Here is a 23232-nt window from a genome sequence, read left to right as displayed (position 1 = left end):
ATAAATATGAAGCAAACTCTTCTCATCGTCAGCATGGCTGTAGCCGGCCTATTAGGTTCGGCAGCAGCCATTGCTAACGAAGAAGTATCTACTTGGACTTGTAGCGAAAGTAAACAATTCAAAACCTCTGGAACAACAGAAACGGTTCGCCTCACTTGGGAATCTAAAACGTTCGACCTGAAGCGTGAGAATTCTTTACCAGGTAGCTTGCGTTACAAGAACACCAATACCGGTCACGATCTTGTGGTGTTAGGTAATAAGGCCATGCTTTTTAATATCAAGTCTGGAACGCGTCTTGCTGACTTCTGCCAAACAGCAGAAATGAAGACAGGCAAACTTCCCCATTTGTTTGCAGGTGCAGAACCTTTTACGCAAAACTAATATCAGCGTTACCGTTTTAGCTTCAAAATAAAAAGCCGAGAATTTCTCGGCTTTTTTCTTACTGAGCTCAGGACATTTGGGCTTGCTCTAATGAAATAAGGGCTGCTGTATTGGGGCATCATCTGGCAACTCAGCATGCACTGCATCACCAGATCGATCCGGAAACAAAGGTGCGCCACAATCATCACAAAGCTCTGGGTCAAAGAGCATTGCATGACGAAAGACATCGTCAACACCCGCATCACGTAGTGCATCCGCAATGCGCTTCATCGGACTTTCGTCATCCGATAAATCATTCAATGCATCATTGGCAACGCTCTCTCGGTCGTACAAAGGCCATATCACCCCATACACAACCTCAGGGGAGCCTTTTAAACTAAATGAGATTCGATATTCATCAGCCTGATCTTCACCAAATGCCCCCACCACGCAAGACAATCCAGCGGGCAAGACTCCAAGAGTACTTTCCAAAAAGTTTACGCCGGCTCTAATGCTTAATGGACGTACCTGTTTATCTGCCAAACGGCAGTTCGTAAAATATGCTTCTGGCAATAAGAGCTCAAACTCACAACCAGGTAAGAGTGAAGCAATCGGCTCCTGCATAGTGGTTTGCCAACCAATAAGGCTCATGCCCCGCTCTTGTCGCGTTGGTGCTTCTGCTTGCCAACGAAACAATGGTGTGCCGGCTGGAGCCGCAACGGCCGCAATAATAAAACGTGGATCAGCCAAGACTGCGATCGTCTCAGACATCTCACGCAACTCTATTTTGATTTCACTAGCAGTAATGGCTGCTGTTGCCAAAGCCTCTGTGAGCAATTGAGTTTGACAGTGCGAATGTGGCATTTGATCGATGCTGTAAAGCCAAGGAACAATTGCCAGGCGCGTATCCGTGGAGGCAATTGAGTCGTGTAGAGCGGCGGCGGTAGATTCAATAACGTGAACCGGTAGCGCGCCAGAAGGAATTTGATAGCGGGTATGCGCAATGATTGGCAAGGCCAATAACAAGACATCCCAGCTCTGCCCCTCATGCTCCATGACTAATGACTCAGCAAGCGTCTCAGCGCAATCGGCAAGGACTTCAAAGGCTACCGTATTAATTCTAAAAGTTTGATCCAGAGCAGCATCAATGACGTTTTGATTTTGAATCCTGAGCAGGCGCATTAAGCGCACATTTAAGCGCTCTTCCCAAAACTGATCTTCGATATGACTGCCTGAGGCTGCCAAGGAAATAGCATCCGCCACCAATCGCTCTACATCAGGCGATGAGCGTTGCGAGGACTTTGTACGATGAACGGCCATGAAATTTTCTTACTTTCTTTCGGGACGTTTAAATAGGGGTTTTTCTGGCTTCGATTCTGAGGCTACATATTTGTATCCATCTAAATCAAAGCCCTTCAAATCCTCGGGATCGGTGATGCGATTTTCAACTACGTAACGCGCCATTAACCCTCTGGCTCGCTTCGCATAAAAAGAAATGATTTTGTACTTACCGTCCTTGGCATCTTGAAATACTGGAGAGATCACTGGGCAATCTAAATTCTTAGATTGCAATACTTTGAAATACTCCTCCGATGCCAAATTGAGCAATACCGGCCTCTTTTGTTTTTCCAGCACCTTCTTGAGGGAGTCCGTGACCCGCTCACCCCAAAATGCGTATAAGTCTTTGCCTCGGGCATTCTTAAAAGAAGTACCCATCTCTAGGCGATAAGGCTGCATTAAATCAAGTGGTCTCAGGGCGCCGTATAAACCAGAAAGAATTCGAATATGGTCCTGCGCAAAATCGACCGCCTTGGTAGGCAGCGTTTTAACGTCAAAACCATCATAGACATCGCCGTCGAATGCATAAATGGCTGGCTTACTGTTTTCCTCGGTAAATTTCTTCGACCAATCGCGATAACGACCCACATTCAGTGCAGCCAGTTGATCAGATAGGCCCATCAAATGAGCGACATCTTGTGGTGAAAGTTTCTTTAGGTCGGCAATGAGCTTTGCCGATTCAGATGCAAACTCAGGCAAGGTGGGAGCCTTAACCTTAGCTGGTGTTTTGTAATCTAGGGATTTAGCAGGTGAAAGGACAATCAGCATGGCACAATTTGAATATGAATTTCTTCCATTCTAGCGACTACCCACCTTATTTGCCTTAAACCGCCCGTATGGACCAAAACCCCCTTCTGACCCCGGCATTTCCGAGTCGCCTACCTAAGGTAGGGACAACGGTATTTACCGTCATGTCAGCCCTGGCAGCAAAGCATCAAGCAATCAACTTGGGGCAAGGTTTCCCAGACTTTCCTTGCGATAGAGAGCTGATAGCCGATGTCAATGCAGCCATGCTAGCTGATCACAACCAGTATCCACCGATGGTGGGGATTCCAGAGATAAGGCATGGCATAGCGCAGAAAATTTCCGCCCTATATGGTCATGACTATGATCCAGATACAGAAATCACCATCACCGCAGGTGGCACTCAAGGAATCATGACTGCGATATTGTCATGCGTGAGCCCAGGAGATGAAGTTGTCATCATTGAGCCGGCCTACGATAGTTATCGCCCATCAATTGATTTGGCTGGCGGGAATACCAAAGCAGTATCTTTAATTGCAAATCGCGATGGTCAAGGTCTAGTTCATTCGTATGCAATCCCCTGGGACGATCTTGCCAAGGCAATCGGCCCAAAGACGAGACTCATCATTATTAACACGCCACACAATCCAACCGGGCTGGTATGGCAAAAATCTGATCTTGAGCGCTTGGTACATTTAGTCGAAAACACGAATGCGCTCATTTTGAGCGATGAAGTGTATGAGCATATGGTATATGACGGACACCAACATCAAAGCATCGCCAGTCATCCCGCCCTTGCTGCGAGAAGCTTTTTAATTTCTAGCTTTGGTAAGACGTATCACGTCACTGGCTGGAAAGTAGGCTACGTGGCAGCTCCTGCAGCGATGATGAGGGAGTTTCGTAAAGTGCATCAGTTCAATGTGTTTACGGTAAATACTCCGATGCAGCATGGACTAGCAAAATATTTACAACATGCGGATCATTATTTAAGCCTGCCCTTTTTTTACCAAGCTAAGCGGGATTACTTCATGCATGGTTTACAGGGCACCGGCTTCAAGCTGCTGCCAGCACCGGCAACCTATTTTCAGTGCGTTAACTACACTAATCTTCATATTCCTCAATCTAAGTTGAGCGAAGCTGATTTTTGTACCTGGCTGACTACTGAGATCGGCGTAGCAGCGATTCCTGTTTCTGCGTTTTATGAAAACCCTGTTGAGTCAGGCGTCATTCGTTTTTGTTTTGCCAAAAAAGAACAAACGCTGACTAATGCATTACAGCGCTTGCAATCTCTGCAATAAATAAAGGAACTGATAGTGGCGATAACTAAACCCAAAAAAGACATGATTGATGTTTATAGCTGGCCCACTCCTAATGGTCACAAGGTTCACATCATGCTCGAGGAATGTGGTTACAGGCTCGATAAGGATTGGATTGCACACCCTGTCGATATTAGTGCGGGTGATCAGTTCAAGCCAGACTTCCTAGTGATGAGCCCGAATAACAAGATTCCGGCGATATATGACCCACAAGGTCCGGACGGCAAACCTATTCACCTCTTTGAATCTGGCGCAATCTTGCTCTACCTCGCCGCCAAAACGGGGAAGTTTTTACCTAAATCTACCCGCGGCAAATATGAAGTACTGCAATGGCTGATGTTTCAGATGGGCGGTTTAGGCCCCCTTTTAGGGCAAAACCACCACTTTAGGATCTACGCACCAGAGAAAATTGATTACGCGATTACTCGCTACACTAATGAAGCTAAGCGCTTATATGGGGTGATCGATCATCAACTGAAAGATAATCCCTATATTGCTGGAAAAAGTTATTCAATCGCAGATATCGCCATTTTTCCATGGACACGCAATTGGAAGAACCAAGGAATCGATCTCAATGAGTATCCGAATTTTAAGCGCTGGTTTGAAATGATTGGCGAGCGCCCTGCTGTAAAGCGTGGCCTTGAGGTATTAACTGCATTTCGCAAACCTTTGCATGATGACAAGGCACGGGAACAATTATTTGGTTCATCACAGTATCAAAAAAGGAAATAGCATGAAGATTCAATCAGTCGGAGTAATTGGTGCAGGCACGATGGGCAATGGTATTGCGCAAGTATGCGCAGTTGCTGGTCTAGATGTGGTGATGGTTGATATTAATGATGCGGCCGTTGAGCGCGGCTTGAGTCAGATTAGTAAAAGTCTTGATCGCCTAGTTAAAAAAGAAACTTTAAGTGCCGAAGGCAAAGAGGCTACATTAAAACGCATCAAGGGCAGCACATCGTATGCTGACTTTAAGGGCCTGCAATTGGTGATTGAAGCTGCCACCGAAAATCAAGCGGTTAAAGAAAAGATTTTGCATCAAGTAGATGAGATCGTTGGCAAAGAAACCATCATCGCCACCAATACCTCCTCGCTATCGATTACAAAGCTTGCTGCTCTAGATTCCAATCCAAGCCGCTTTATTGGCATGCATTTCTTCAATCCGCCTCCAATGATGGCATTGGTCGAGGTGATTCGTGGATTACAAACTTCGGACGCAACTCACGCTGCCATTATTGAAATGGCTAAACGCATAGGCAAAGAGCCAATCACCGTGAAGAACTCTCCAGGCTTTGTTGTTAACCGCATTTTGTTGCCAATGATTAATGAAGCCTTCTTTGTTTTATATGAAGGTCTTGCTAGCCCCGAGGATATTGATGCTGGCATGAAGTTGGGTTGCAATCAACCAATTGGTCCACTTGCCCTGGCCGACTTAATTGGCCTTGATACCTGCCTAGCTGTTATGGAGGTCTATTTTGAGAACTTCAGCGATTCTAAGTATCGACCTTGCCCACTCTTGCGCGAAATGGTCGCTGCTGGCTATCTCGGACGCAAGACGGGGCGCGGCGTTTATACCTACGATCAGTAATTCAATTAACCATCACCAACCTTGATAAAGACGTTTTTGTGAATCCCTTGCCACCTCTCGTTCGTAAATTAGCCTATGCTGGCCTTATTCCCTTTGTAGGCTTAGCCTTGATGGTGCAACTGGCACCAACCCCGCTAAATTATTTAAGCGCAGAGTCGCTTGCAGGATATGGAGCAATCATCACTGCGTTCATGGGTGCCTTGCATTGGGGTGCCAATTTACATACGCTAGGTAAGGCACCTCAAAGTGATCGCTGGGAAGATCGTAATGCTTGGATCTGGGGCGTCATACCCGCTCTAGTTGCCTGGGTTGCGTTGCATATTTACATTCCAGTTGGCTTGGTCATCCTGGCGTCAGCATTAGTCATTCAGCGCAATATTGATAAAGAAACCTATCAATATTACTTTTCCAATGAAGAGGCTTGCAAAGCATTTATTACTTTGCGCAATCGGCTCACGATCGTTTCTGCTGGATGCTTGCTTTGGGCTGCCCTCGTGATCTTGTTTGTTCAGAACTAAATAAGCGCATATGGGCAATCTGTTCGATCAAGCGCCCCCACCACCCTTAGCGGAGGCCTTACGCCCTAAGACGATTGATGAGGTCATTGGCCAAACCCATCTACTAGCATCAGGCAAGCCCCTCAATCTGGCTTTTGCATCCGGCAAGCCCCACTCCATGATTTTGTGGGGACCTCCGGGGGTTGGTAAAACTACCTTAGCGCGACTCTCTGCTAAAGCGTTTGATCGTGAATTCATCGCCATATCTGCTGTCCTTGCAGGCGTTAAAGAAATTCGTGAGGCAATCGAACAAGCGCAACAAAGCATGTCTCAGTACGGGCGACAAACTATTTTGTTTGTTGACGAGATACATCGCTTCAATAAAAGTCAGCAAGATGCCTTATTACCCCATGTTGAATCTGGCCTATTTACTTTTATTGGCGCCACTACCGAGAACCCCTCGTTTGAAGTGAACTCGGCATTGCTCTCCCGCGCGCAGGTCTATGTACTGAAGTCGCTAAGCGCGATAGAACTCAAGCAACTGTTTGCTCGAGCGCACGAGTTTGCAATGCCCGATGTTGCGTTCGAATCTGCTGCAATTGACAACCTGATTTCTCATGCAGATGGCGACGCACGCCGACTACTCAATTTAGTAGAGCAAGTTCGCAATGCTGTCTCCACACCGAATTCCACTATTCAGACGGTTGATCAGCAGTTCATTGAAAATGCCTTAACCGTCCAAGCGCGGCGCTTTGATAAAGGTGGGGATCATTTTTACGATCAAATTTCTGCATTGCATAAATCTGTTCGCGGATCCAATCCAGACGCAGCCCTCTACTGGTTCTGCCGCATGCTAGATGGCGGAGCGGATCCCCGCTACCTAGCCAGAAGAATTATCCGCATGGCCTGGGAAGATATCGGCCTTGCCGATCCCCGCGCAATGCAATTAGCCAATGACGCCGCTCAGACTTTTGAGCGACTTGGCTCCCCTGAAGGCGAGCTAGCCTTAGGGCAAGCTGTGGTCTACCTAGCGATTGCCGCTAAAAGTAATGCAAGCTACAAGGCCTTTAACGCTGCGAGAGCCTATGTTGCCAATGATCAAAGCAAGCCGGTGCCCAATCACCTGCGCAATGCGCCAACCAAACTTATGAAAGAGTTGGGTCATGGCAAAGAATATCGCTATGCGCATGATGAGCCCCATGCCTATGCCGCCGGTGAAACCTATCTTCCAGAGGGAATGAATGAGCCCCATTGGTATGAACCAGTCGATCGCGGCCTAGAGACCCAGATTGCGGAGAAGATGGCCTTTTTAAGTAAGCTAGATGAGGATTCCAAGAAGAAATGAATCAAGATCGGATGAGCACAACACCAATCAAAGGTGTTTTGTATTACGACATCATTTCACCATTTTCGTATTTCTATATCCAGCAACGTCATCGCCTAGATAAGCGGGTTGATATTGAGCCTGTAGCTATATTGGTCGGCGGTCTTTTTCGTGCGACCGACAATCGCGGCCCTGGCGAGGTTGCCGCCAAGCGTCCACATACCTACCAATATTGTGTATGGCTGGCGGGGAAATTAGGTCTTCCTTTCCGCTTTCCAGAACACCACCCTTTTCTCACGGTTGCAGCACAGCGACTACTGGTTCAAAAAAACGCCCAGTGGGAGATGATTGAACGAGCATTTGAATATGTGTGGGTTGAGGGCAAGGATCCCAACTTATCTTGGCCCGAATTTTGCCAATACCTTGGGCTGGCAGCAGATACCCCAAAACCCGATGCACCAGAAGTCAAAGCACAGCTGCTAGCCAATACTGAACGCGCCAAAGCAGATGGCGCGTTTGGGGTGCCCACCTTAGTGCTCAATGGGCATGCTTTTTGGGGAGTCGACACGATTGACTGGGCGCTAGATTATTTAGACAGACCCAATATGTTTGAAGAAACAACTTATCGTTATGCAGGGCAAGTCCCCTCTGGACTTTGAGCAATACAATTAGATTTATCGACTATTTACTAGAACTCTAAGGATTATCAACATGCGCAAAATCATCGCCTCCCTATTTATTGTCACCAGCCTTCTTGCTAGCGCCCTCGCCTTTGCAGGCCCTAAAGTGGAATTCAAAACAACGATGGGCAATTTTGTGGTTGAGCTTGATTCCGTTAAAGCGCCAAAGACGACTGCCAACTTTTTAAGTTATGTGAATAGCAGTTTTTATAACGGCACGATTTTTCACCGCGTGATTGATGGCTTCATGATTCAAGGTGGGGGTTTCACTCCAGACTTATCGCAAAAACCTACCAATGCACCTGTAGTTTCTGAAGCGCAGAATGGTCTGAAGAATCAAACTTACACCATTGCAATGGCTCGTACTTCCGATCCTGACTCCGCAACAGCGCAGTTCTTTATTAATGTAAAAGACAATGAGGGGTTAAATTATCCTAACGCCATGGGTAATGGCTACACCGTATTCGGCAAAGTGATCTCTGGCACACAAACAATTGATGCCATTCGTAAAATCCCAACCATGATTGCAACAGCACCAAAGATGGGGCGCATGTCCGATGTTCCTAGCAAGACGGTGACCATTGAATCTGCGACTGTTCTAAAGTAATACCGGCAAATTTTAGAGTCCAGGCAGCCCACCCAATGATATTGCTGGATGACGCCCAAAGCACCGAGGCTAAACCCAGCAGTCGCCTCTATGACAAAGCAATTCGGCGTTGGTCGGTCTATGGTTCACCCAATGCATCAGAGACAATCAAGGCAGTAGATCAGTGTCTTCAGGAGATCAATGATGCCCTCGCCCAGGGTGAGTATGTTGTGGCTGCTTTTGCCTATGAATTAGGGCAGTACATTCATAAACTAGAGCAGCGCAAGCATCCAAGCGCAGCCCATCAACACCCACTTGTTCAAGCCTGGTCTTTCAAGTCTTATGAGAGCTTAAGCAAGAATGATGTGGATACTTTTATTAAGAATGGTCTTGCTGCACTAGAACCTGAAGCTCAAATAGCTGGGGTTGCCAATCTGGATTTCTCTATCAATGAAGAGCAATTCACCTCAGATATCAAAACCATACAAGAGTACATTCGCAATGGCGATACGTATCAAATCAATCACACCTTTCGTATCACGGGTGAGGTCTATGGGGAACCACTGGCTTTATATGCGCGCTTAAGAGATCGCCAACCAGGCAGATTTGGGGCATTTATTGCCGAGGGTTCCAACTGTATCCTTTCGCAATCCCCAGAACTATTCATACAGCGGCAAGGCAATTCTTTAAAAGCCATGCCTATGAAGGGCACTGCCAGTGCCTTGAGTGATTCAGCAGATCATTTATCGCATGACGCAAAAAATCAAGCTGAGAATGTCATGATCGTCGACCTGTTACGCAATGATCTCAGCCGCTTAGCGTTGCCAGGCACTGTAATAGTTCCTCAATTATTCGAAGTAGCACGGCACGGCGATGTCCTACAAATGACTTCAACCGTTCAGGCAGAAGCAAGGCCTGACATTCAATTAAAAGATGTTCTCAATGCAGTTTTTCCTTGTGGATCAGTCACCGGTGCTCCGAAAAAAAGAAGTATGGAGATCATCCAGGAGCTAGAGCCAGAAGATCGAGCCTACTACTGTGGCGCTCTAGGTTGGCTTGATCCTAGCGGTGATTTTGCATTTAGCGTTCCAATCCGTACGGTTGAAATTGATCGCGACCCGGATACACATGCCTCGCCCTTTACTTTGGGCATTGGCGCTGGCATCACGATTGATTCTGAAGCCAAACAAGAATGGGAAGAGTGCCGCATTAAGGCAGCCTTCTTAAATGAGTTACCTAGCGAAGTCGGTTTATTTGAAACCATCTTAGTTCGTCAAGGTGAAGCTCAAAACCTAGATCTGCACTTGGAGCGTTTAACGCATTCAGCGCAAGCGCTTGGAATCCCCTCTTCGCTAGCAGAGATCAAAAAAGTGTTTGGGATCGCTCTTGAGAATTGCGCCGTCGATACTCAATATCGATTGAGATTGGATTTAGATCCTGCCGGGCAAGCAAGTTATCAACTTACTCCCTTGATTCCACTGACAAATCCAGTCAAAATTTTTTGGGCTAGTGAAATTCTTCCCAATCCCAGCAACGCAATTCTTCACTCAGGCAATGTCTTGTTAAGACATAAAGTGAGCAGTCGAGGTAGCTATGATCAAGCCTGGAAAATTGCTGAAGGCCTTGGTGGATTTGACGCCATCTTTGTTAATGAGCAAGGCTTTGTTACTGAAGGTGGTAGGAGCAGTATTTTTATCAAGTCTGGCGATCGCTGGCTTACACCACCTGTTGCAGCCGGCCTTCTCCCGGGGGTAATGAGATCAATCATATTGAACGATCCAAAATGGAATGTCCATGAAGTAAACCTGACTATTGATGAGCTTCGCAATGCGAAAGAGATTATGCTTAGCAATGCATTACGCGGCCTCATCCCCGCCCATTTTTAGAAAGCCCGCATGAAGTTTTGCTCGCACTGCGCTGCGCCTATCACCATGAAGATCCCCGCGGATGATTCACGGGAGCGTCATGTTTGCGAGTCTTGTGGGGTAATTCATTATTTCAATCCACGTAATGTTGTTGGTAGCATTCCCGTGTTTGGTAATCGGATCCTATTATGTCGTCGTGCAATAGAGCCACGACATGGTTATTGGACTCTGCCCGCTGGGTTCATGGAGCTTGGTGAGAGCACTAGCGCAGGAGCGGCTCGAGAAACACAAGAAGAGGCTGGTGCGATTGTAGAGATTGGCCCCCTCTACTCACTACTAAATGTGCCGCATGCAGAACAAGTCCACCTTTTTTATTTAGCCACCATGACTTCTCCGGATTTTTATGCTGGCGAAGAAAGTCTAGAGGTTGCGCTATTTCATGAGCAAGACATTCCTTGGAATGACATTGCATTTCCTACTGTAAAGCAAACTCTGGAGTGGTTCTTTGCTGATCGCGCTGCAGGGCTTTTTGATCTGGATACTGAATTCAGTGTTCGCAGCAGAGACATTCTGCCATCAGAGAAGATTTAGGCATCGCGAACGCATGAGTAATATCAATTGGCTAGGAGCGCAGGATGCTTTTCCCAATCCCATTCACTCCCCCGATCCTGACCCTAGCGTTCCAGGCTTGATTGCAGTGAGTGAGCGTATTTATGCAGGGCAGCTAGCTCGTGCATACCAAATGGGGATATTCCCATGGTATTCAGATAACCAGCCCGTCTTATGGTGGTCACCTAACCCACGAATGGTATTAAAACCCGCTGACTTCAAATGCCATGATTCACTGAAGAAATCCATTCGGCATTTTTTACAAGATCCTCAAAAAGAAATCCTGGTAGATCATGATTTTGGCGCGGTCGTTCGCTCTTGCGCAACTACCAGAAGAAAAGATCAGGATGGGACATGGATCACCCATGAAATCATGGATGCCTATACCAATCTGCATGAGCAAGGCCACGCCCATAGCATTGCCGTCGTAGAAGATGGAGGCCTGATAGGTGGCCTTTATTGCGTGGCTTTTGGTGGCATGGTGTTTGGTGAGTCGATGTTTAGCCATCAAACGGATGCCTCCAAAATTGCATTAGCCACTCTTGCCGCTTGGTGCAATCAAAATCAAGTCGAAATGATCGATTGCCAGCAAGAGACGGCTCACCTCGATTCTTTGGGGGCTGCAGCCATTTCCCGCAATGAATTTTTAGCACATCTGCAAATTGCTCTAAAGCAAACTAATATAGAGATTCCCTGGAAATTTGATAAAGAAATCCTGCGTCACTGGCTATGACTCAACTAAAAGAACTCCCTCTAACAGCGCTTCAGTTTTATGCAACAGCACCCTATCCCTGTAGCTATCTTCCAGGTAAGACAGCTCGCTCACAAGTGGCAACACCCTCGCACTTAATTCATTCTGATTTATATGGCGAGTTAGTTAATGCTGGATTTCGTAGAAGTGGTTTATATACATATCGCCCCTATTGCGATGAATGCAATGCTTGCACTGCCACTCGCATTCCAGTCAAACACTTTGAGCCCAATCGTAGCCAACGACGCTCCTGGAAAAAACATATTGGATTAGATATTCGCGTCCTCAATCTTGGCTACCAAGAGGAGCACTATCAGCTCTATCAGCTCTACCAAAATGAACGTCATGCTAGCAGCGACATGGATCAAGATGATCAAGACCAGTACATGCAGTTTTTATTACAAAGCCGCGTTAACTCCAGAATTGTTGAGTTTCGAGATGGGGCCCACGATCCTCACCCAGGCCGCTTACGAATGGTCAGCATGATCGACATCTTGGACCAAGGCATCTCCTCGGTCTACACCTTCTTTGACACCAGTAATACCTCAACAAGCTATGGAAGTTTCAGTATTCTGTGGCAAATTCAGCAAGCCTTAGAGTTAGATCTGCCTTATCTCTATCTCGGCTACTACATCAAAGATAGTGAAAAAATGTCCTATAAAGCCAAATATCAGCCCATTGAAGGCTTGATTGATGATCGCTGGCAACCCATCATTGGGCCATAATATCTACCCATGATCGATAGCTATCCACTCCTTCGTCCTTGGCTTTTTTCTTTAGACCCAGAGCAAGCTCACAATGTCACGCTGAGCAATTTAGACCGTGCTGAGCGCTGGGGTCTATTACGCTGCTTGATTGAGCAGCCTGCTCCAGATCCACGTTCTATTTGCGGCATCACCTTTCCTAATCCAGTTGGCCTAGCTGCAGGATTAGACAAAGACGGTAAGCATATTGATGCGCTGGGTGCTTTAGGTTTTGGATTTTTAGAAATTGGTACCGTTACTCCGAAACCGCAACCCGGCAATCCAAAACCACGTATGTTTAGACTTCCCGCAGCGCAAGGGATCATTAATCGCATGGGCTTTAATAATGATGGTGTCGACGCCTGTGTAAAGCGTGTGCGCAATTCCGCTTACTGGCAAAACGGTGGCATCCTTGGTCTAAACATTGGCAAGAATGCAAGTACGCCTATTGAGAACGCTGCCAGTGATTACGTCACCGCAATGGAGGCTGTCTATGAGGTCGCCTCGTACATCACCGTCAATATCTCCTCCCCAAACACCCAAAATTTACGCGCTCTTCAAGGCGAAGAAATGCTCCGCTCCTTGCTTGGCTCGCTGCATTTAGCGCGTGAAGCCCTGAGTGATCAATATGGTGTTTGTAAACCCCTCTTTTTGAAAATAGCTCCAGACCTAGATCAAAATGACATCAAACTCATCGCCGACCTCTTGATGGAATTTGGCATTGATGCGATTATTGCTACCAACACCACAATTGCGCGTGATGCCGTCCAAGGCCTTGAGTTTGGCCAAGAAGCAGGTGGTCTCTCAGGTGCACCAGTACGTCTTGCTTCTACAGAAGTGGTCAAGTGCCTCAAAGCAAATTTGGGTGATGCCATTCCGATTATTGGCGTTGGCGGCATTCTGTCAGGTAAAGATGCGCAGGAGAAAATGGCAGCTGGTGCCAGCCTGGTTCAACTCTATAGCGGTTTAATTTATCGCGGTCCCAAGCTGATTGCTGAGTGCGCCGCCGCTTTATGCAACTAGTTAGCGCCGCAAATGCAGTAGCGCTGAAATTCAATTTCATATTGTGCAATTTCAGTAAAAATCGCTACAATTGAACGCATGACAACGAGCAAACCTGAAAAAGCGCAAAAAGTACCCGGTGAGGCTGGAAAAACAGCTATCCAGGTAGTCGAGCGCATGATGAACCTACTCGATGCCTTAGCCGTTCATGAAGAGTCTAGTAGCCTTAAAAACCTGGCAGAAGAAACAGATTTACACCCCTCTACAGCTCATCGCATTCTCAATGACCTCGTAGCATGCCGATTAGTAGAGCGTGGTGATGGCGGTACCTATCGGCTCGGTCTAAAGCTATTAGAGCTTGGAAACTTAGTCAAAGCGCGTCTGTCTGTACGTGAAGCTGCACAAGCACCAATGAGAGCCCTGCATAAACTCACCGGTGAAACTATCAACCTCTCAGTGCGGCAAGGCGATGAAATCGTTTATATCGACCGTGCATATAGCGAACGCTCCGGCATGCAGGTTGTCCGCGCCATTGGCGGTCGTGCCCCACTCCACTTGACTTCTGTTGGTAAGCTTTTTTTAGCCAGCGATGATCCCGGCCAGGTTCGTGCCTACGTTACTCGCACTGGGCTAGCAGGTCACACTAGAAACAGCATCACAGAATTAGGAAAATTGGACTCTGAACTCAACCAAGTACGCCAGTTAGGTCACGCACGTGACAACGAGGAATTAGAGCTGGGCGTGAGTTGTGTAGCGGCTGAGATTTATGATGACAGCGGAAAATTAGTAGCTGGACTCTCATTAAGTTCCCCTACAGATCGCATTCAGGCAGGCTGGCTCAAACTGTTGCAAGAAACAGCGCTACAGATTTCTAAAGGGATGGGCTACAAACCCAAGGCTAGCGATTTAAGCAGCTAATGCCTACATCAAGCGGCGTATAGCAGTAGGCTCACCTGAGGGCATGCGCTCATACCAATCGCGCACTCTCACTGCATCTGCAAAACGCGATTGAGTGCCAACAGAATCCAAGAAAACCAACAGTAATGGTGTGTTATTGACTCTAGCTTGCATCACCAAGCACTTACCTGCAGCATTAATAAATCCAGTTTTTTGTAAACCGATATTCATATCACCAGCTCGAACTAAACGGTTAGTATTTAAGAATTTCTGTGGACGCTTTCCAATCACCATCGTCAGATCTGGCCAAGTAGAAAACTCTCGAATCATTTTGTACTGATAAGCAGCACTCAGCATGCGTGTGAGATCTTCAGCTGATGCTACGTTCTCACTCATCAGGCCAGTCGGATCTGCAAAATGCGAATGCGTCATTCCAATTTCTTTTGCTTTGCGATTCATGGCATCTACAAATGCTGGGATGCCTCCTGGGTAGTTTCTGCCGAGGGTATAAGCTGCGCGGTTCTCAGAAGACATCAAGGCTAACAATAGAGCCTCTTCACGAGTCAACACTGTTCCACCAGCAAGGCGTGAGGTTCGATAAATATGAACGTCATCTGCATTGATCACAATGGTGTCATCGAGTGGCAATTTAGAATCCAGCACCACCATCGCTGTCATTAACTTGGTAATGGAGGCAATCGGCAAACTGACGGAAGAGTTTTTCTCAAAATACACTTCTTTAGTATCTTGATTCACCACCATCGCCACGCTGGACTTTAGACTCAGATCATCATGCTGACCACGCAAGCCTAAAGCAGTTGCAAATGAGGGTCTAGCCTCAACAACAGGTTCGCTAGTGCGAGTAACGGTAGTTCGAACTGCTTTGGGCTTCTTGGAAGACTTTGCGGTCTTTTTTACATCTGATTTGACAGGCGTCTTTGCTGAAGCCTTGCTTGATTTTGCAGTTTGAGAATCCTTATTGGCTGCACTTGCCTGAAAAGAAGTGGCGATGCCAAATGACACCAGACCAACAAAAGCTAAGAGCCACAATCGATTCAAACACATCCCAAATTACCTTCCAAAACTTTAAACATACAGAATGATAAATAACTTTTAAGACTCAGCTGGGTTTATTGCGCCCGCAGAGTGTAATAAATGCCTAAATGTAGTGCACGCCTATTCAGCGATGGTTGCAACTGAATTGGTTTGCTTAGCGTTCACCAAGACAACACCTGTCATCGTCAATGCTAGCCCGCCTGCCATCATTAAGGTAAATGGCTCATCGAATAAGAACCATGCCATCGCAGCAGTGGTTGGCGGTGTTAAATACAAGAGACTCGTCACCTTCGTCGCGGCCCCCTTACGAATCATCATGAATAGCAAGCTAATTGATCCAATGGATAGCGGAAAGATTGCCCACAGCAATGCCCCGACAACCGAGGCATTCCACACCATGACTCCGGACTCAAAGAAATACATGCAAATAAAGCAAAGGACGGCCGATACCCCAAATTGGATTGATGAACCTGCCCTAAGATCAAATACTGGACAGAATTTCTTTTGATAGAGCGTGCCAAACGTAATGGAGAGTAAGGCAGCAAAAGCAAGTACATAGCTCAGTAGCGGAATATGGGCAAAGCCGATTTTTTCAGCAACCACTAAGGCAACGCCAGCAAAACCAAATCCCAGACCAATCCACTGACGTCCAGTGACTTTTTCAGAAACCCAGGCAGCAAACCAGGCGGTCAAGATAGGCTGCAAGCCCACGATGATAGCCACGAGACCTGCGGTCATGCCAAGGCGCACTGCGAACCATACGCCCAAGAGATAGCCAAATTGAAGCAATAAACCCGCTACAGCGATATGTTTGAATTGCGACCAACTCGGCCAGGTGATTCTCCACACCATACTGAGGCATGCCATGGCCATCAATACCCCTGCAAAGCGCCAAAACAGAAAGGTGGCGGGCTCAACATAAGGCATAGCCAAACGTGCAATCACGAAGCCTGTACTCCAAATTAATACAAATAAAGGTGCAATCAGGCCGTCAAGCTTCAAGTTCATGGATAACTTATTGAATATGTGGGAATTTTTGGGCAATCTATGATTTTAGGCTCTTTTCCACACTCCTGCCCCAAGTCATGCCCAGCGTCTATTTTATGTTGCAACGCACCATAGGTGCCATATAATGGTGCGTAATTAAATTGACAATATGCAGATATAGCTCATAGTAGGCAAATACATTGAGTCCACAAGAAAGGGATTGAAATGAACTTAACACCAGAACAGATTGCAGCAGCACAAAAAGCGAATTTAGAAACTTTGAGTGGCCTTACTAATCAAGCCCTGCAGAGCATTGAGAAATTAGTTGAACTCAATATGCATATTGCCAAGCAAAGCTTGAGCGACAGTATGTCTAGCGCCAAGAAAGCAATGGAAGTAAAAGATATCCAACAACTTCTAGCGCATCAAGCAGAAGCTGTTCAGCCAATGGCTGAAAAAATCATGGCCTATAGTCGCCATCTATATGAGTTAGCTCATGAAACTCAAGCGAACTTCACTAAGTCTGCTGAAAAAGAATTTCAAGCAGGTCAAAAAAAGATTAACGCCTTGGTTGAAGATTGGACTAAGAATGCTCCCGCTGGATCTGATGCCGCTGTTAGCGCAATGAAACAAGCCATCGCTTCGGCTACCAATGTATTTGAAACAAGTCAAAAAGCAGTTAAGCATGCAGTTGAAGTTGCTCAAACTAACCTCAGCAATGCTACTAGCTCTATTGAAAAGACAGTCAAAACTGCCACTAAGACAGCAAGCAAAGCCAGCGCCAAGAAGTAATTCTGACTAGCTTAGGTATTCAGAATTAATCTGTAGCATTCGTGTTGTAGTAAATATAAGAAAATGCCCCGAGAGATCGGGGCATTTTCTTATTCAGAACTAAAAAACATGAACGATTTAATGCGTCTTCTTTTTCACCGGAGGTAAATCAGTGCAATGGCCATGAGCAGCTTCTGCGGCCAGACCAACAGACTCACCTAAGGTTGGATGTGGATGAATGGTTTTACCGATATCCACTGCATCTGCACCCATCTCAATTGCGAGACAAACTTCACCAATTAAATCCCCTGCGTGTGTTCCAACAATACCGCCACCGATGATGCGTTTGCTAGCGGCATCAAAAATGAGTTTGGTGAAGCCTTCATCACGTCCATTAGCAATCGCTCTACCGCTAGCGGCCCATGGAAATAAACCTTTTTCGTATGCAATTCCTTGAGCTTTGCATTGCTCTTCTGTCAAACCAGCCCAAGCTACCTCTGGGTCGGTGTAAGCAACCGAAGGAATCTGTTTGGCATCGAAATACGATTTCTCGCCAGCAGCCACTTCAGCAGCAACGTGACCTTCATGCACTGCTTTATGGGCAAGCATTGGTTGGCCAACGATATCGCCAATCGCAAAGATATTGCACACATTGGTGCGCATTTGATTGTCGACCGGGATAAAGCCACGCTCATCCACGATCACACCTGCAGCAGATGCATCAATCTTTTTACCGTTTGGTGTGCGCCCTACTGCTACCAATACGAGATCATAAGTTTGTGGTTCAGCCGGAGCATTCTCACCTTCAAAGCTCACTTGAATACCATCTGCTTTCACTTCGGCTTTAGAGGCGCGAGTCTTGAGCATAATTTTTTCAAATCGGCCGGCATTAAACTTCTCCCAGACCTTTTCTAAATCACGGTCGGCACCAGCCATCAGGCCATCCATCATTTCCGCAATATCAATGCGTGAACCTAAAGTGCTGTAAACAGTAGCCATCTCTAAACCAATAATGCCGCCACCAATCACCAACATGCGCTTCGGAATACTCTTGAGCAATAAAGCACCCGTGCTATCAACAATGCGCGGGTCTTTTGGTAAGAAAGGTAGCATGACTGGCTGACTACCCGCCGCAATAATCGCCTTCTGAAAACGGATCACTTCTTTTTGGCCTGCTAGATCTTGGCCTTCGCCCTTAGTTAATTCGACCTCGACGTGATTGGCATCTAAGAAACGGCCAAGACCACGTACTACGGTCACCTTGCGTGCTTTGGCCATACCAGCCAAACCACCAGTGAGTTTTGCAATGACAGAATCTTTGTAGCCACGCAGTTGATCAATTTCAATCTTCGGAGCGCCGTAACTAATACCATGCTTAGACATCGTTTTCACTTCATCCATTACCGCAGTGGTGTGAAGCAAGGCTTTAGAAGGAATGCAGCCGACATTCAGACAAACACCGCCCAATGTCGCATAGCGCTCTACCAAAATCGTTGTCATTCCCAAATCCGCACTACGGAATGCAGCGCTATAACCGCCAGGGCCAGCACCCAATACGAGCACTTCACACTCATGATCAACTTTGCCACTGTATTGACCAGCAATGGGAGCGCTAATCACCGGGGCAGCTACTGGCGCCGCTGTTGGAGCCGGAGTAGCCGAAGGTGCGGCAGGCGATGCTGCTTGAGGTGCCGCTGAAGCCCCTGCTTCTATTTCAGCAACGATACTGCCCTTGCCTACTTTGTCGCCGGCCTTTACAGCAATACTGAGGATGGTTCCAGCCGCATCAGCAGGAACTTCCATGGTGGCTTTATCGGACTCCAGTACGAGCAGTGGTTGCTCTTTTTCAATAACATCACCTACTTTGATGAGCACTTCAATTACTGGGACATCTGAATAATCGCCAATATCTGGAACAAGAATAATTTGCTTAGCCATATCTTCTCCTTAAAGCGCTGCGCGACGGAAGTCGGACATCAGCTGAGCGATATAGACATTGAAACGCGTTGCCAAAGCACCATCAATGACACGATGGTCGGCACTTAATGACAATGGGCAAATTAAGCGTGGGACAAACTGCTTGCCATCCCAAACGGGTTTCATGGCAGCCTTGCTCACACCCATAATTGCCACTTCTGGCGCATTCACAATTGGCGAGAAATAAGTACCACCAATACCCCCTAATGAAGAGATGGTGAAACTAGCGCCCTGCATTTGATCCGGCTTTAATTTGCCATCACGTGCCAACGCAGCTAACTCTGAAGTTTCGCGAGCCAGCTCAAAGATGCCCTTCTTATCCGCATCGCGAATCACCGGCACAACCAAGCCATTTGGCGTATCGGCAGCAAAGGCGATATTGAAATACTTCTTCAATACCAAGTCATCGCCATCAATAGAGCTATTGAACTCAGGGAATTTCTTGAGCGCAGCTACCGCAGCTTTCATTAAGAAAGCCAGCATCGTGATTTTGAGACCCTGCTTTTCATTCTCTTTATTAGTGAGAACTCTAAAGGCTTCCAAATCAGTAATGTCTGCATCTTCGTGATAAGTCACCGCAGGAATCATCACCCAGTTACGACCGAGGTTTGCTGCAGTGAGCTTCTTAATGCGATTTAATGGCTGACGCTCTGTCTCACCAAATTTGGAGAAATCGACTTTTGGCCAAGGAATTAAATTTAGACCACCCAAGCTTCCACCAGATGCATTAGAGCTACTTCCCGCTCCACCACTCATCGCCGCTTTTACGAAAGCCTGTACATCTTCTTGAGTAATGCGCCCTTTAAGACCTGAGCCTTTTACTTGATGAACAGTCACGCCGAGTTCGCGAGCAAACTTGCGCACTGAGGGACTAGCGTGACTTGCTGTTGGATCTACCTCTACAGGAGCATTGCTCACGGGTGGTGGCGCTGGAGCACGAACAATCGGTGGCTCTACTGTTGGAGCGGGTGCTGCCACTGAATCCACTTTTGCTGCTGCAGGCGCAGGAGCGGCTTGTGCTGCGGCCGGAGCCGCTGCTTCGCCACTCTCCTCAAGAACAAGAACAATAGCGCCCTCGGAGATCGAGTCACCTACTTTAACTTTGACTTCTTTCACCACACCAGAGTGAGATGAAGGAACATCCATTGTTGCCTTGTCAGACTCCAAAACAACAATAGATTGCTCTTTCTCAACACGGTCACCGGCTTTTACCAATACCTCGATGACGGGTACATCTTTGTAATCCCCAATATCCGGGACTTTAATATCAATTAGTTGGCTCATAGTATCTGTCTCTTATCAAACCGTCATTGGGTTTGGTTTAGTGGTGTCGATGTCGTATTTCTTAATTGCCTCAGCAAGCTTTTGGCGATCAAGCTGTCCAGCATCCACCAAAGAACGTAGTGCTGTAAGAACAACCCAACGGCGATCCACTTCAAAGAAATCACGTAATTTTTCGCGAGTATCAGAACGTCCAAAACCATCTGTACCCAATACTTCAAAGCGACGACCCATATGCTGAATGGCTGGGCGAATTTGCTCTGCAAATAAACGTACATAGTCAGTTGCCGCAACAATTGGGCCAACAGTATCTTTAAGGCATCTCTCTACATGAGATAGCGCTGGTGCCGCTGTTGGGTTCAGCAGATTATTGCGGTGAACTGCATTCCAGTCACGACCCAACTCAGTAAAGCTTGGGCAACCCCACAGATCAGAAGCTACGCCCCAATCTTTACGCAAGATTTCAGCGGCTTCAATCACTTCACGGAAGATCGTGCCTGAGCCCAAGAGTTGTACGCGCAATTTCGCATTGGCATCACCAACGGATTTGAGCTTATACATTCCCTTAATGATGTCTTGCTCGGCACCCTTTGGCATCGCTGGATGAGCGTAGTTCTCATTCATCAAAGTGATGTAGTAATAGACATCCTCTTGGTCGGCAAGCATGCGACGCATACCATCCTGAATGACCACCGCAACCTCAAAAGAGAATGAAGGGTCATAGCTAATACAGTTTGGAATAGCAGCGCTCCATACCTGACTGTGACCATCTTCATGCTGAAGACCTTCACCGTTTAATGTGGTTCTACCAGCAGTACCGCCCAACAAGAAACCACGGCTACGCATATCGCCCGCAGCCCAACACAAGTCCCCAATTCGTTGGAAGCCAAACATGGAGTAGAAGATGTAGAAAGGCAACATCGGCACACCATGGGTCGAATATGAAGTTGCAGCGGCGATCCAGTCGCACATACCGCCCGCTTCATTGATACCCTCTTGCAAAATCTGACCGTGCTTGTCCTCTTTATAGAACATCAATTGATCATGATCTTCTGGGGTGTAAAGCTGACCCAACTGATTCCAAATGCCTAATTGGCGGAACATGCCTTCCATACCAAAGGTACGAGACTCATCCGGCACAATTGGAACTACGCGCTTTCCAAGAACCTTATCGCGCACAATCGTATTGAGCATGCGAACAAATGCCATGGTAGTGGAGATCTCGCGTCCTTCAGCAGTAGCCTCAAGCAATGGCGCAAAAACATCTAGCGCTGGAACCGGCAAGCTTTCCGCCTTCATACGACGCTGCGGTAAGTAGCCACCTAACTCTTGACGGCGAGCCTTCATGTACTCAAGCTCTGGACTGCCTTCAGCGAATTTCACCAAAGGCATTTCATCTAATTGCTCATCTTTAACTGGAATCTCAAAGCGATCACGGAAACGACGCACGTCATCCGCATTCATCTTCTTCGCTTGGTGAGCAATATTCATTGCCTCACCGGAACCACCCATGCCGTAACCCTTAATGGTGTGGGCTAGGATGACAGTAGGTTGATCTTTGTGATTTACAGCTGAATGAAAGGCTGCAAATACTTTATGGGGATCATGGCCGCCACGATTGAGTTGCCAAATCTCATCATCACTCCAATCGCTAACCAATGCTTTAAGTTCGGGAGTATTAAATACCGTCTCACGAACATAAGCGCCGCTCTTAGCCTTCATGGTTTGATACTGGCCATCGACGATTTCGCCCAGACGTTGCATCAAGATGCCTTTTTTGTCGCGCGCGAACAAAGCATCCCAATGACCACCCCAAACTACTTTAATGACATTCCAACCTGCACCACGGAACTCGCCCTCGAGCTCTTGAATAATCTTGCCGTTTCCACGAACAGGACCATCCAGACGTTGCAAGTTACAGTTCACAACAAAAATGAGGTTATCTAATTTTTCACGACCAGCCATGCCGATTGCGCCAAGTGACTCCGGCTCATCTGTTTCACCATCGCCCAAAAAGGCCCACACTTTACGACCTTCAGCCTTAATAAATCCACGGTCCTGCATATAGCGCATAAAGCGCGCTTGATAAATGGCCATGATGGGGCCAAGGCCCATAGAGACTGTTGGGAATTGCCAGAAATCAGGCATCAACCACGGATGGGGATAACTAGAGATACCTTTACCGCCAACTTCTTGACGGAAATTATTGAGCTGATCTTCTGACAAGCGGCCGAGCATATAAGCTCGGGCGTAAACGCCTGGAGCTGAATGTCCTTGTACAAATATCAGATCGCCACCATGCTCTGGAGAAGGCGCATGCCAGAAATGATTGAATCCAACGTCATACAAAGTAGCTGCTGATTGGAACGATGAAATATGTCCACCAACGTTGGTGTCTTTGTTGGCACGCAAGACCATGGCCATTGCATTCCAACGGGTGTATGAGCGAATGCGGTGCTCCACATTTTGATCGCCTGGCAAGCGGGCTTGCTGCTCTACCGGAATCGTATTGATGTAAGGTGTTTCTGCATGGAATGGTTGATTAACACCATTCACGCGTGCATGCGAAATTTGTTGGTCAATAAGATAGGCAGCTCTTGCTGCACCCTCATTCCGAATAACACCATCTAGCGCCTGCAACCACTCTTGGGTTTCACCTGGATCCGCATCTTGCTTGCCTGCGCTACCCAAAATTTGATCTGGAACTGCTGCCATAAACTGCCTCCATTAGTCACATCGGTCTTATTTATTCACTCTATAGTCAATATTCTAGGAAGGTCTATGGGTGTAAACAAGCAATTTTCCACATAATGATAGTATTTCTCACTATGTGGGATTTTGTTGCAACGCAAATAGATTC

Annotated in this window: 22 protein-coding genes; 15 read left to right on the top strand and 7 right to left on the bottom strand. The window is 47.0% G+C overall.

Features of this window, described 5'->3' with window-relative positions; genetic code table 11:
- Positions 1–6 precede the first annotated feature (6 nt).
- Positions 7–381 carry a hypothetical protein gene (locus ICN12_RS01975; RefSeq protein ID WP_216270399.1) on the top strand — a complete coding sequence of 125 codons (375 nt, stop codon included), beginning with the start codon at positions 7–9 and terminating at the stop codon, positions 379–381.
- 87 nt (positions 382–468) lie between these two features.
- Here ICN12_RS01975 and ICN12_RS01970 read toward each other — a convergent pair whose 3' ends face one another.
- A complete protein-coding gene (locus ICN12_RS01970; protein ID WP_216270398.1) occupies positions 469–1680 on the bottom strand; it encodes a DUF2863 family protein in 1212 nt (403 codons plus the stop codon).
- A gap of 9 nt (positions 1681–1689) precedes the next feature.
- Positions 1690–2466: a peroxide stress protein YaaA gene (yaaA, locus tag ICN12_RS01965; protein ID WP_216270397.1), complete on the bottom strand. Its 777-nt coding sequence runs from the start codon at positions 2464–2466 to the stop codon at positions 1690–1692.
- 68 nt (positions 2467–2534) lie between these two features.
- Here yaaA and ICN12_RS01960 point away from each other — a divergent pair, with 68 nt between their 5' ends.
- The 13 genes from ICN12_RS01960 (at position 2535) to ICN12_RS01900 (ending at position 14321) form a co-directional block, all read left to right on the top strand.
- The gene (locus ICN12_RS01960; protein WP_216270396.1) at positions 2535–3740 is read left to right on the top strand and encodes a methionine aminotransferase; all 1206 of its coding nucleotides are present in this window, start codon (positions 2535–2537) and stop codon (positions 3738–3740) included.
- A gap of 42 nt (positions 3741–3782) precedes the next feature.
- Positions 3783–4490 (top strand): glutathione binding-like protein, encoded by a 708-nt coding sequence (locus ICN12_RS01955; RefSeq protein ID WP_216270458.1) that lies wholly within the window; start codon positions 3783–3785, stop codon positions 4488–4490.
- Between the two features lies 1 nt (position 4491).
- Positions 4492–5346, top strand: a complete 855-nt coding sequence (locus ICN12_RS01950) for a 3-hydroxybutyryl-CoA dehydrogenase (RefSeq protein ID WP_216270395.1) — start codon at positions 4492–4494, stop codon at positions 5344–5346.
- Between the two features lie 38 nt (positions 5347–5384).
- Positions 5385–5864 carry a DUF3429 domain-containing protein gene (locus tag ICN12_RS01945; protein WP_370624918.1) on the top strand — a complete coding sequence of 160 codons (480 nt, stop codon included), beginning with the start codon at positions 5385–5387 and terminating at the stop codon, positions 5862–5864.
- A gap of 10 nt (positions 5865–5874) precedes the next feature.
- Positions 5875–7188, top strand: a complete 1314-nt coding sequence (locus ICN12_RS01940; RefSeq protein WP_216270394.1) for a replication-associated recombination protein A — start codon at positions 5875–5877, stop codon at positions 7186–7188.
- Positions 7185–7826 (top strand): 2-hydroxychromene-2-carboxylate isomerase, encoded by a 642-nt coding sequence (locus ICN12_RS01935; RefSeq protein WP_255537638.1) that lies wholly within the window; start codon positions 7185–7187, stop codon positions 7824–7826. The genes ICN12_RS01940 and ICN12_RS01935 overlap by 4 nt, the downstream gene beginning before the upstream one ends.
- 52 nt (positions 7827–7878) lie before the next feature.
- A complete protein-coding gene (locus tag ICN12_RS01930; RefSeq protein WP_216270393.1) occupies positions 7879–8454 on the top strand; it encodes a peptidylprolyl isomerase in 576 nt (191 codons plus the stop codon).
- 35 nt (positions 8455–8489) lie between these two features.
- On the top strand, positions 8490–10319 hold the full coding sequence (locus tag ICN12_RS01925; protein ID WP_216270392.1) for a bifunctional chorismate-binding protein/class IV aminotransferase: 1830 nt from the start codon (positions 8490–8492) through the stop codon (positions 10317–10319).
- Positions 10320–10328: 9 nt separating this feature from the next.
- Complete coding sequence (locus ICN12_RS01920) at positions 10329–10889, top strand: NUDIX hydrolase (RefSeq protein ID WP_216270391.1); 561 nt, start codon at positions 10329–10331, stop codon at positions 10887–10889.
- A 13-nt stretch (positions 10890–10902) separates the two neighbouring features.
- Entirely contained in the window at positions 10903–11640 is a 738-nt protein-coding gene (aat, locus tag ICN12_RS01915) for a leucyl/phenylalanyl-tRNA--protein transferase (RefSeq protein WP_216270390.1), read from the top strand.
- Positions 11637–12383, top strand: a complete 747-nt coding sequence (locus tag ICN12_RS01910) for an arginyltransferase (protein WP_216270389.1) — start codon at positions 11637–11639, stop codon at positions 12381–12383. The genes aat and ICN12_RS01910 overlap by 4 nt, the downstream gene beginning before the upstream one ends.
- Positions 12384–12392: 9 nt before the next feature.
- On the top strand, positions 12393–13424 hold the full coding sequence (locus ICN12_RS01905; RefSeq protein ID WP_216270388.1) for a quinone-dependent dihydroorotate dehydrogenase: 1032 nt from the start codon (positions 12393–12395) through the stop codon (positions 13422–13424).
- Between the two features lie 78 nt (positions 13425–13502).
- Positions 13503–14321, top strand: a complete 819-nt coding sequence (locus ICN12_RS01900; protein WP_216270387.1) for an IclR family transcriptional regulator — start codon at positions 13503–13505, stop codon at positions 14319–14321.
- 3 nt (positions 14322–14324) lie between these two features.
- Here the strand turns inward: ICN12_RS01900 and ICN12_RS01895 are convergent, their stop codons facing one another.
- A complete protein-coding gene (locus tag ICN12_RS01895) occupies positions 14325–15365 on the bottom strand; it encodes a serine hydrolase (RefSeq protein WP_216270386.1) in 1041 nt (346 codons plus the stop codon).
- A 111-nt stretch (positions 15366–15476) separates the two neighbouring features.
- Positions 15477–16364, bottom strand: a complete 888-nt coding sequence (locus ICN12_RS01890) for a DMT family transporter (protein ID WP_216270385.1) — start codon at positions 16362–16364, stop codon at positions 15477–15479.
- A gap of 204 nt (positions 16365–16568) precedes the next feature.
- Between ICN12_RS01890 and ICN12_RS01885 the strand changes: the two genes are divergently transcribed.
- Complete coding sequence (locus tag ICN12_RS01885) at positions 16569–17135, top strand: phasin family protein (protein WP_216270384.1); 567 nt, start codon at positions 16569–16571, stop codon at positions 17133–17135.
- Positions 17136–17252: 117 nt separating this feature from the next.
- Here the strand turns inward: ICN12_RS01885 and lpdA are convergent, their stop codons facing one another.
- From lpdA to aceE, 3 genes are read right to left on the bottom strand one after another with little or no spacing between them, the layout of a single operon-like run.
- The gene (lpdA, locus tag ICN12_RS01880; RefSeq protein WP_216270383.1) at positions 17253–19052 is read right to left on the bottom strand and encodes a dihydrolipoyl dehydrogenase; all 1800 of its coding nucleotides are present in this window, start codon (positions 19050–19052) and stop codon (positions 17253–17255) included.
- Between the two features lie 9 nt (positions 19053–19061).
- Complete coding sequence (gene aceF / locus ICN12_RS01875) at positions 19062–20375, bottom strand: dihydrolipoyllysine-residue acetyltransferase (RefSeq protein ID WP_216270382.1); 1314 nt, start codon at positions 20373–20375, stop codon at positions 19062–19064.
- A 15-nt stretch (positions 20376–20390) separates the two neighbouring features.
- On the bottom strand, positions 20391–23087 hold the full coding sequence (gene aceE, locus ICN12_RS01870) for a pyruvate dehydrogenase (acetyl-transferring), homodimeric type (RefSeq protein WP_216270381.1): 2697 nt from the start codon (positions 23085–23087) through the stop codon (positions 20391–20393).
- Positions 23088–23232 lie beyond the last annotated feature (145 nt).

Source organism: Polynucleobacter sp. AM-25C3 (assembly GCF_018882335.1).
GTDB lineage: Bacteria > Pseudomonadota > Gammaproteobacteria > Burkholderiales > Burkholderiaceae > Polynucleobacter.
This window is presented reverse-complemented; position numbering and strand designations above follow the sequence as displayed.

What these genes read in the sequence shown, in the direction of transcription:
- ICN12_RS01975 (WP_216270399.1), top strand. Translation starts at nt 7, where the DNA reads ATGAAGCAAACTCTTCTCATCGTCAGCATGGCTGTAGCCGGCCTATTA.
- ICN12_RS01970 (WP_216270398.1), bottom strand. Translation starts at nt 1,680, where the DNA reads ATGGCCGTTCATCGTACAAAGTCCTCGCAACGCTCATCGCCTGATGTA.
- yaaA (WP_216270397.1), bottom strand. Translation starts at nt 2,466, where the DNA reads ATGCTGATTGTCCTTTCACCTGCTAAATCCCTAGATTACAAAACACCA.
- ICN12_RS01960 (WP_216270396.1), top strand. Translation starts at nt 2,535, where the DNA reads ATGGACCAAAACCCCCTTCTGACCCCGGCATTTCCGAGTCGCCTACCT.
- ICN12_RS01955 (WP_216270458.1), top strand. Translation starts at nt 3,783, where the DNA reads ATGATTGATGTTTATAGCTGGCCCACTCCTAATGGTCACAAGGTTCAC.
- ICN12_RS01950 (WP_216270395.1), top strand. Translation starts at nt 4,492, where the DNA reads ATGAAGATTCAATCAGTCGGAGTAATTGGTGCAGGCACGATGGGCAAT.
- ICN12_RS01940 (WP_216270394.1), top strand. Translation starts at nt 5,875, where the DNA reads ATGGGCAATCTGTTCGATCAAGCGCCCCCACCACCCTTAGCGGAGGCC.
- ICN12_RS01935 (WP_255537638.1), top strand. Translation starts at nt 7,185, where the DNA reads ATGAATCAAGATCGGATGAGCACAACACCAATCAAAGGTGTTTTGTAT.
- ICN12_RS01930 (WP_216270393.1), top strand. Translation starts at nt 7,879, where the DNA reads ATGCGCAAAATCATCGCCTCCCTATTTATTGTCACCAGCCTTCTTGCT.
- ICN12_RS01925 (WP_216270392.1), top strand. Translation starts at nt 8,490, where the DNA reads ATGATATTGCTGGATGACGCCCAAAGCACCGAGGCTAAACCCAGCAGT.
- ICN12_RS01920 (WP_216270391.1), top strand. Translation starts at nt 10,329, where the DNA reads ATGAAGTTTTGCTCGCACTGCGCTGCGCCTATCACCATGAAGATCCCC.
- aat (WP_216270390.1), top strand. Translation starts at nt 10,903, where the DNA reads ATGAGTAATATCAATTGGCTAGGAGCGCAGGATGCTTTTCCCAATCCC.
- ICN12_RS01910 (WP_216270389.1), top strand. Translation starts at nt 11,637, where the DNA reads ATGACTCAACTAAAAGAACTCCCTCTAACAGCGCTTCAGTTTTATGCA.
- ICN12_RS01905 (WP_216270388.1), top strand. Translation starts at nt 12,393, where the DNA reads ATGATCGATAGCTATCCACTCCTTCGTCCTTGGCTTTTTTCTTTAGAC.
- ICN12_RS01900 (WP_216270387.1), top strand. Translation starts at nt 13,503, where the DNA reads ATGACAACGAGCAAACCTGAAAAAGCGCAAAAAGTACCCGGTGAGGCT.
- ICN12_RS01895 (WP_216270386.1), bottom strand. Translation starts at nt 15,365, where the DNA reads ATGTGTTTGAATCGATTGTGGCTCTTAGCTTTTGTTGGTCTGGTGTCA.
- ICN12_RS01890 (WP_216270385.1), bottom strand. Translation starts at nt 16,364, where the DNA reads ATGAACTTGAAGCTTGACGGCCTGATTGCACCTTTATTTGTATTAATT.
- ICN12_RS01885 (WP_216270384.1), top strand. Translation starts at nt 16,569, where the DNA reads ATGAACTTAACACCAGAACAGATTGCAGCAGCACAAAAAGCGAATTTA.
- lpdA (WP_216270383.1), bottom strand. Translation starts at nt 19,052, where the DNA reads ATGGCTAAGCAAATTATTCTTGTTCCAGATATTGGCGATTATTCAGAT.
- aceF (WP_216270382.1), bottom strand. Translation starts at nt 20,375, where the DNA reads ATGAGCCAACTAATTGATATTAAAGTCCCGGATATTGGGGATTACAAA.
- aceE (WP_216270381.1), bottom strand. Translation starts at nt 23,087, where the DNA reads ATGGCAGCAGTTCCAGATCAAATTTTGGGTAGCGCAGGCAAGCAAGAT.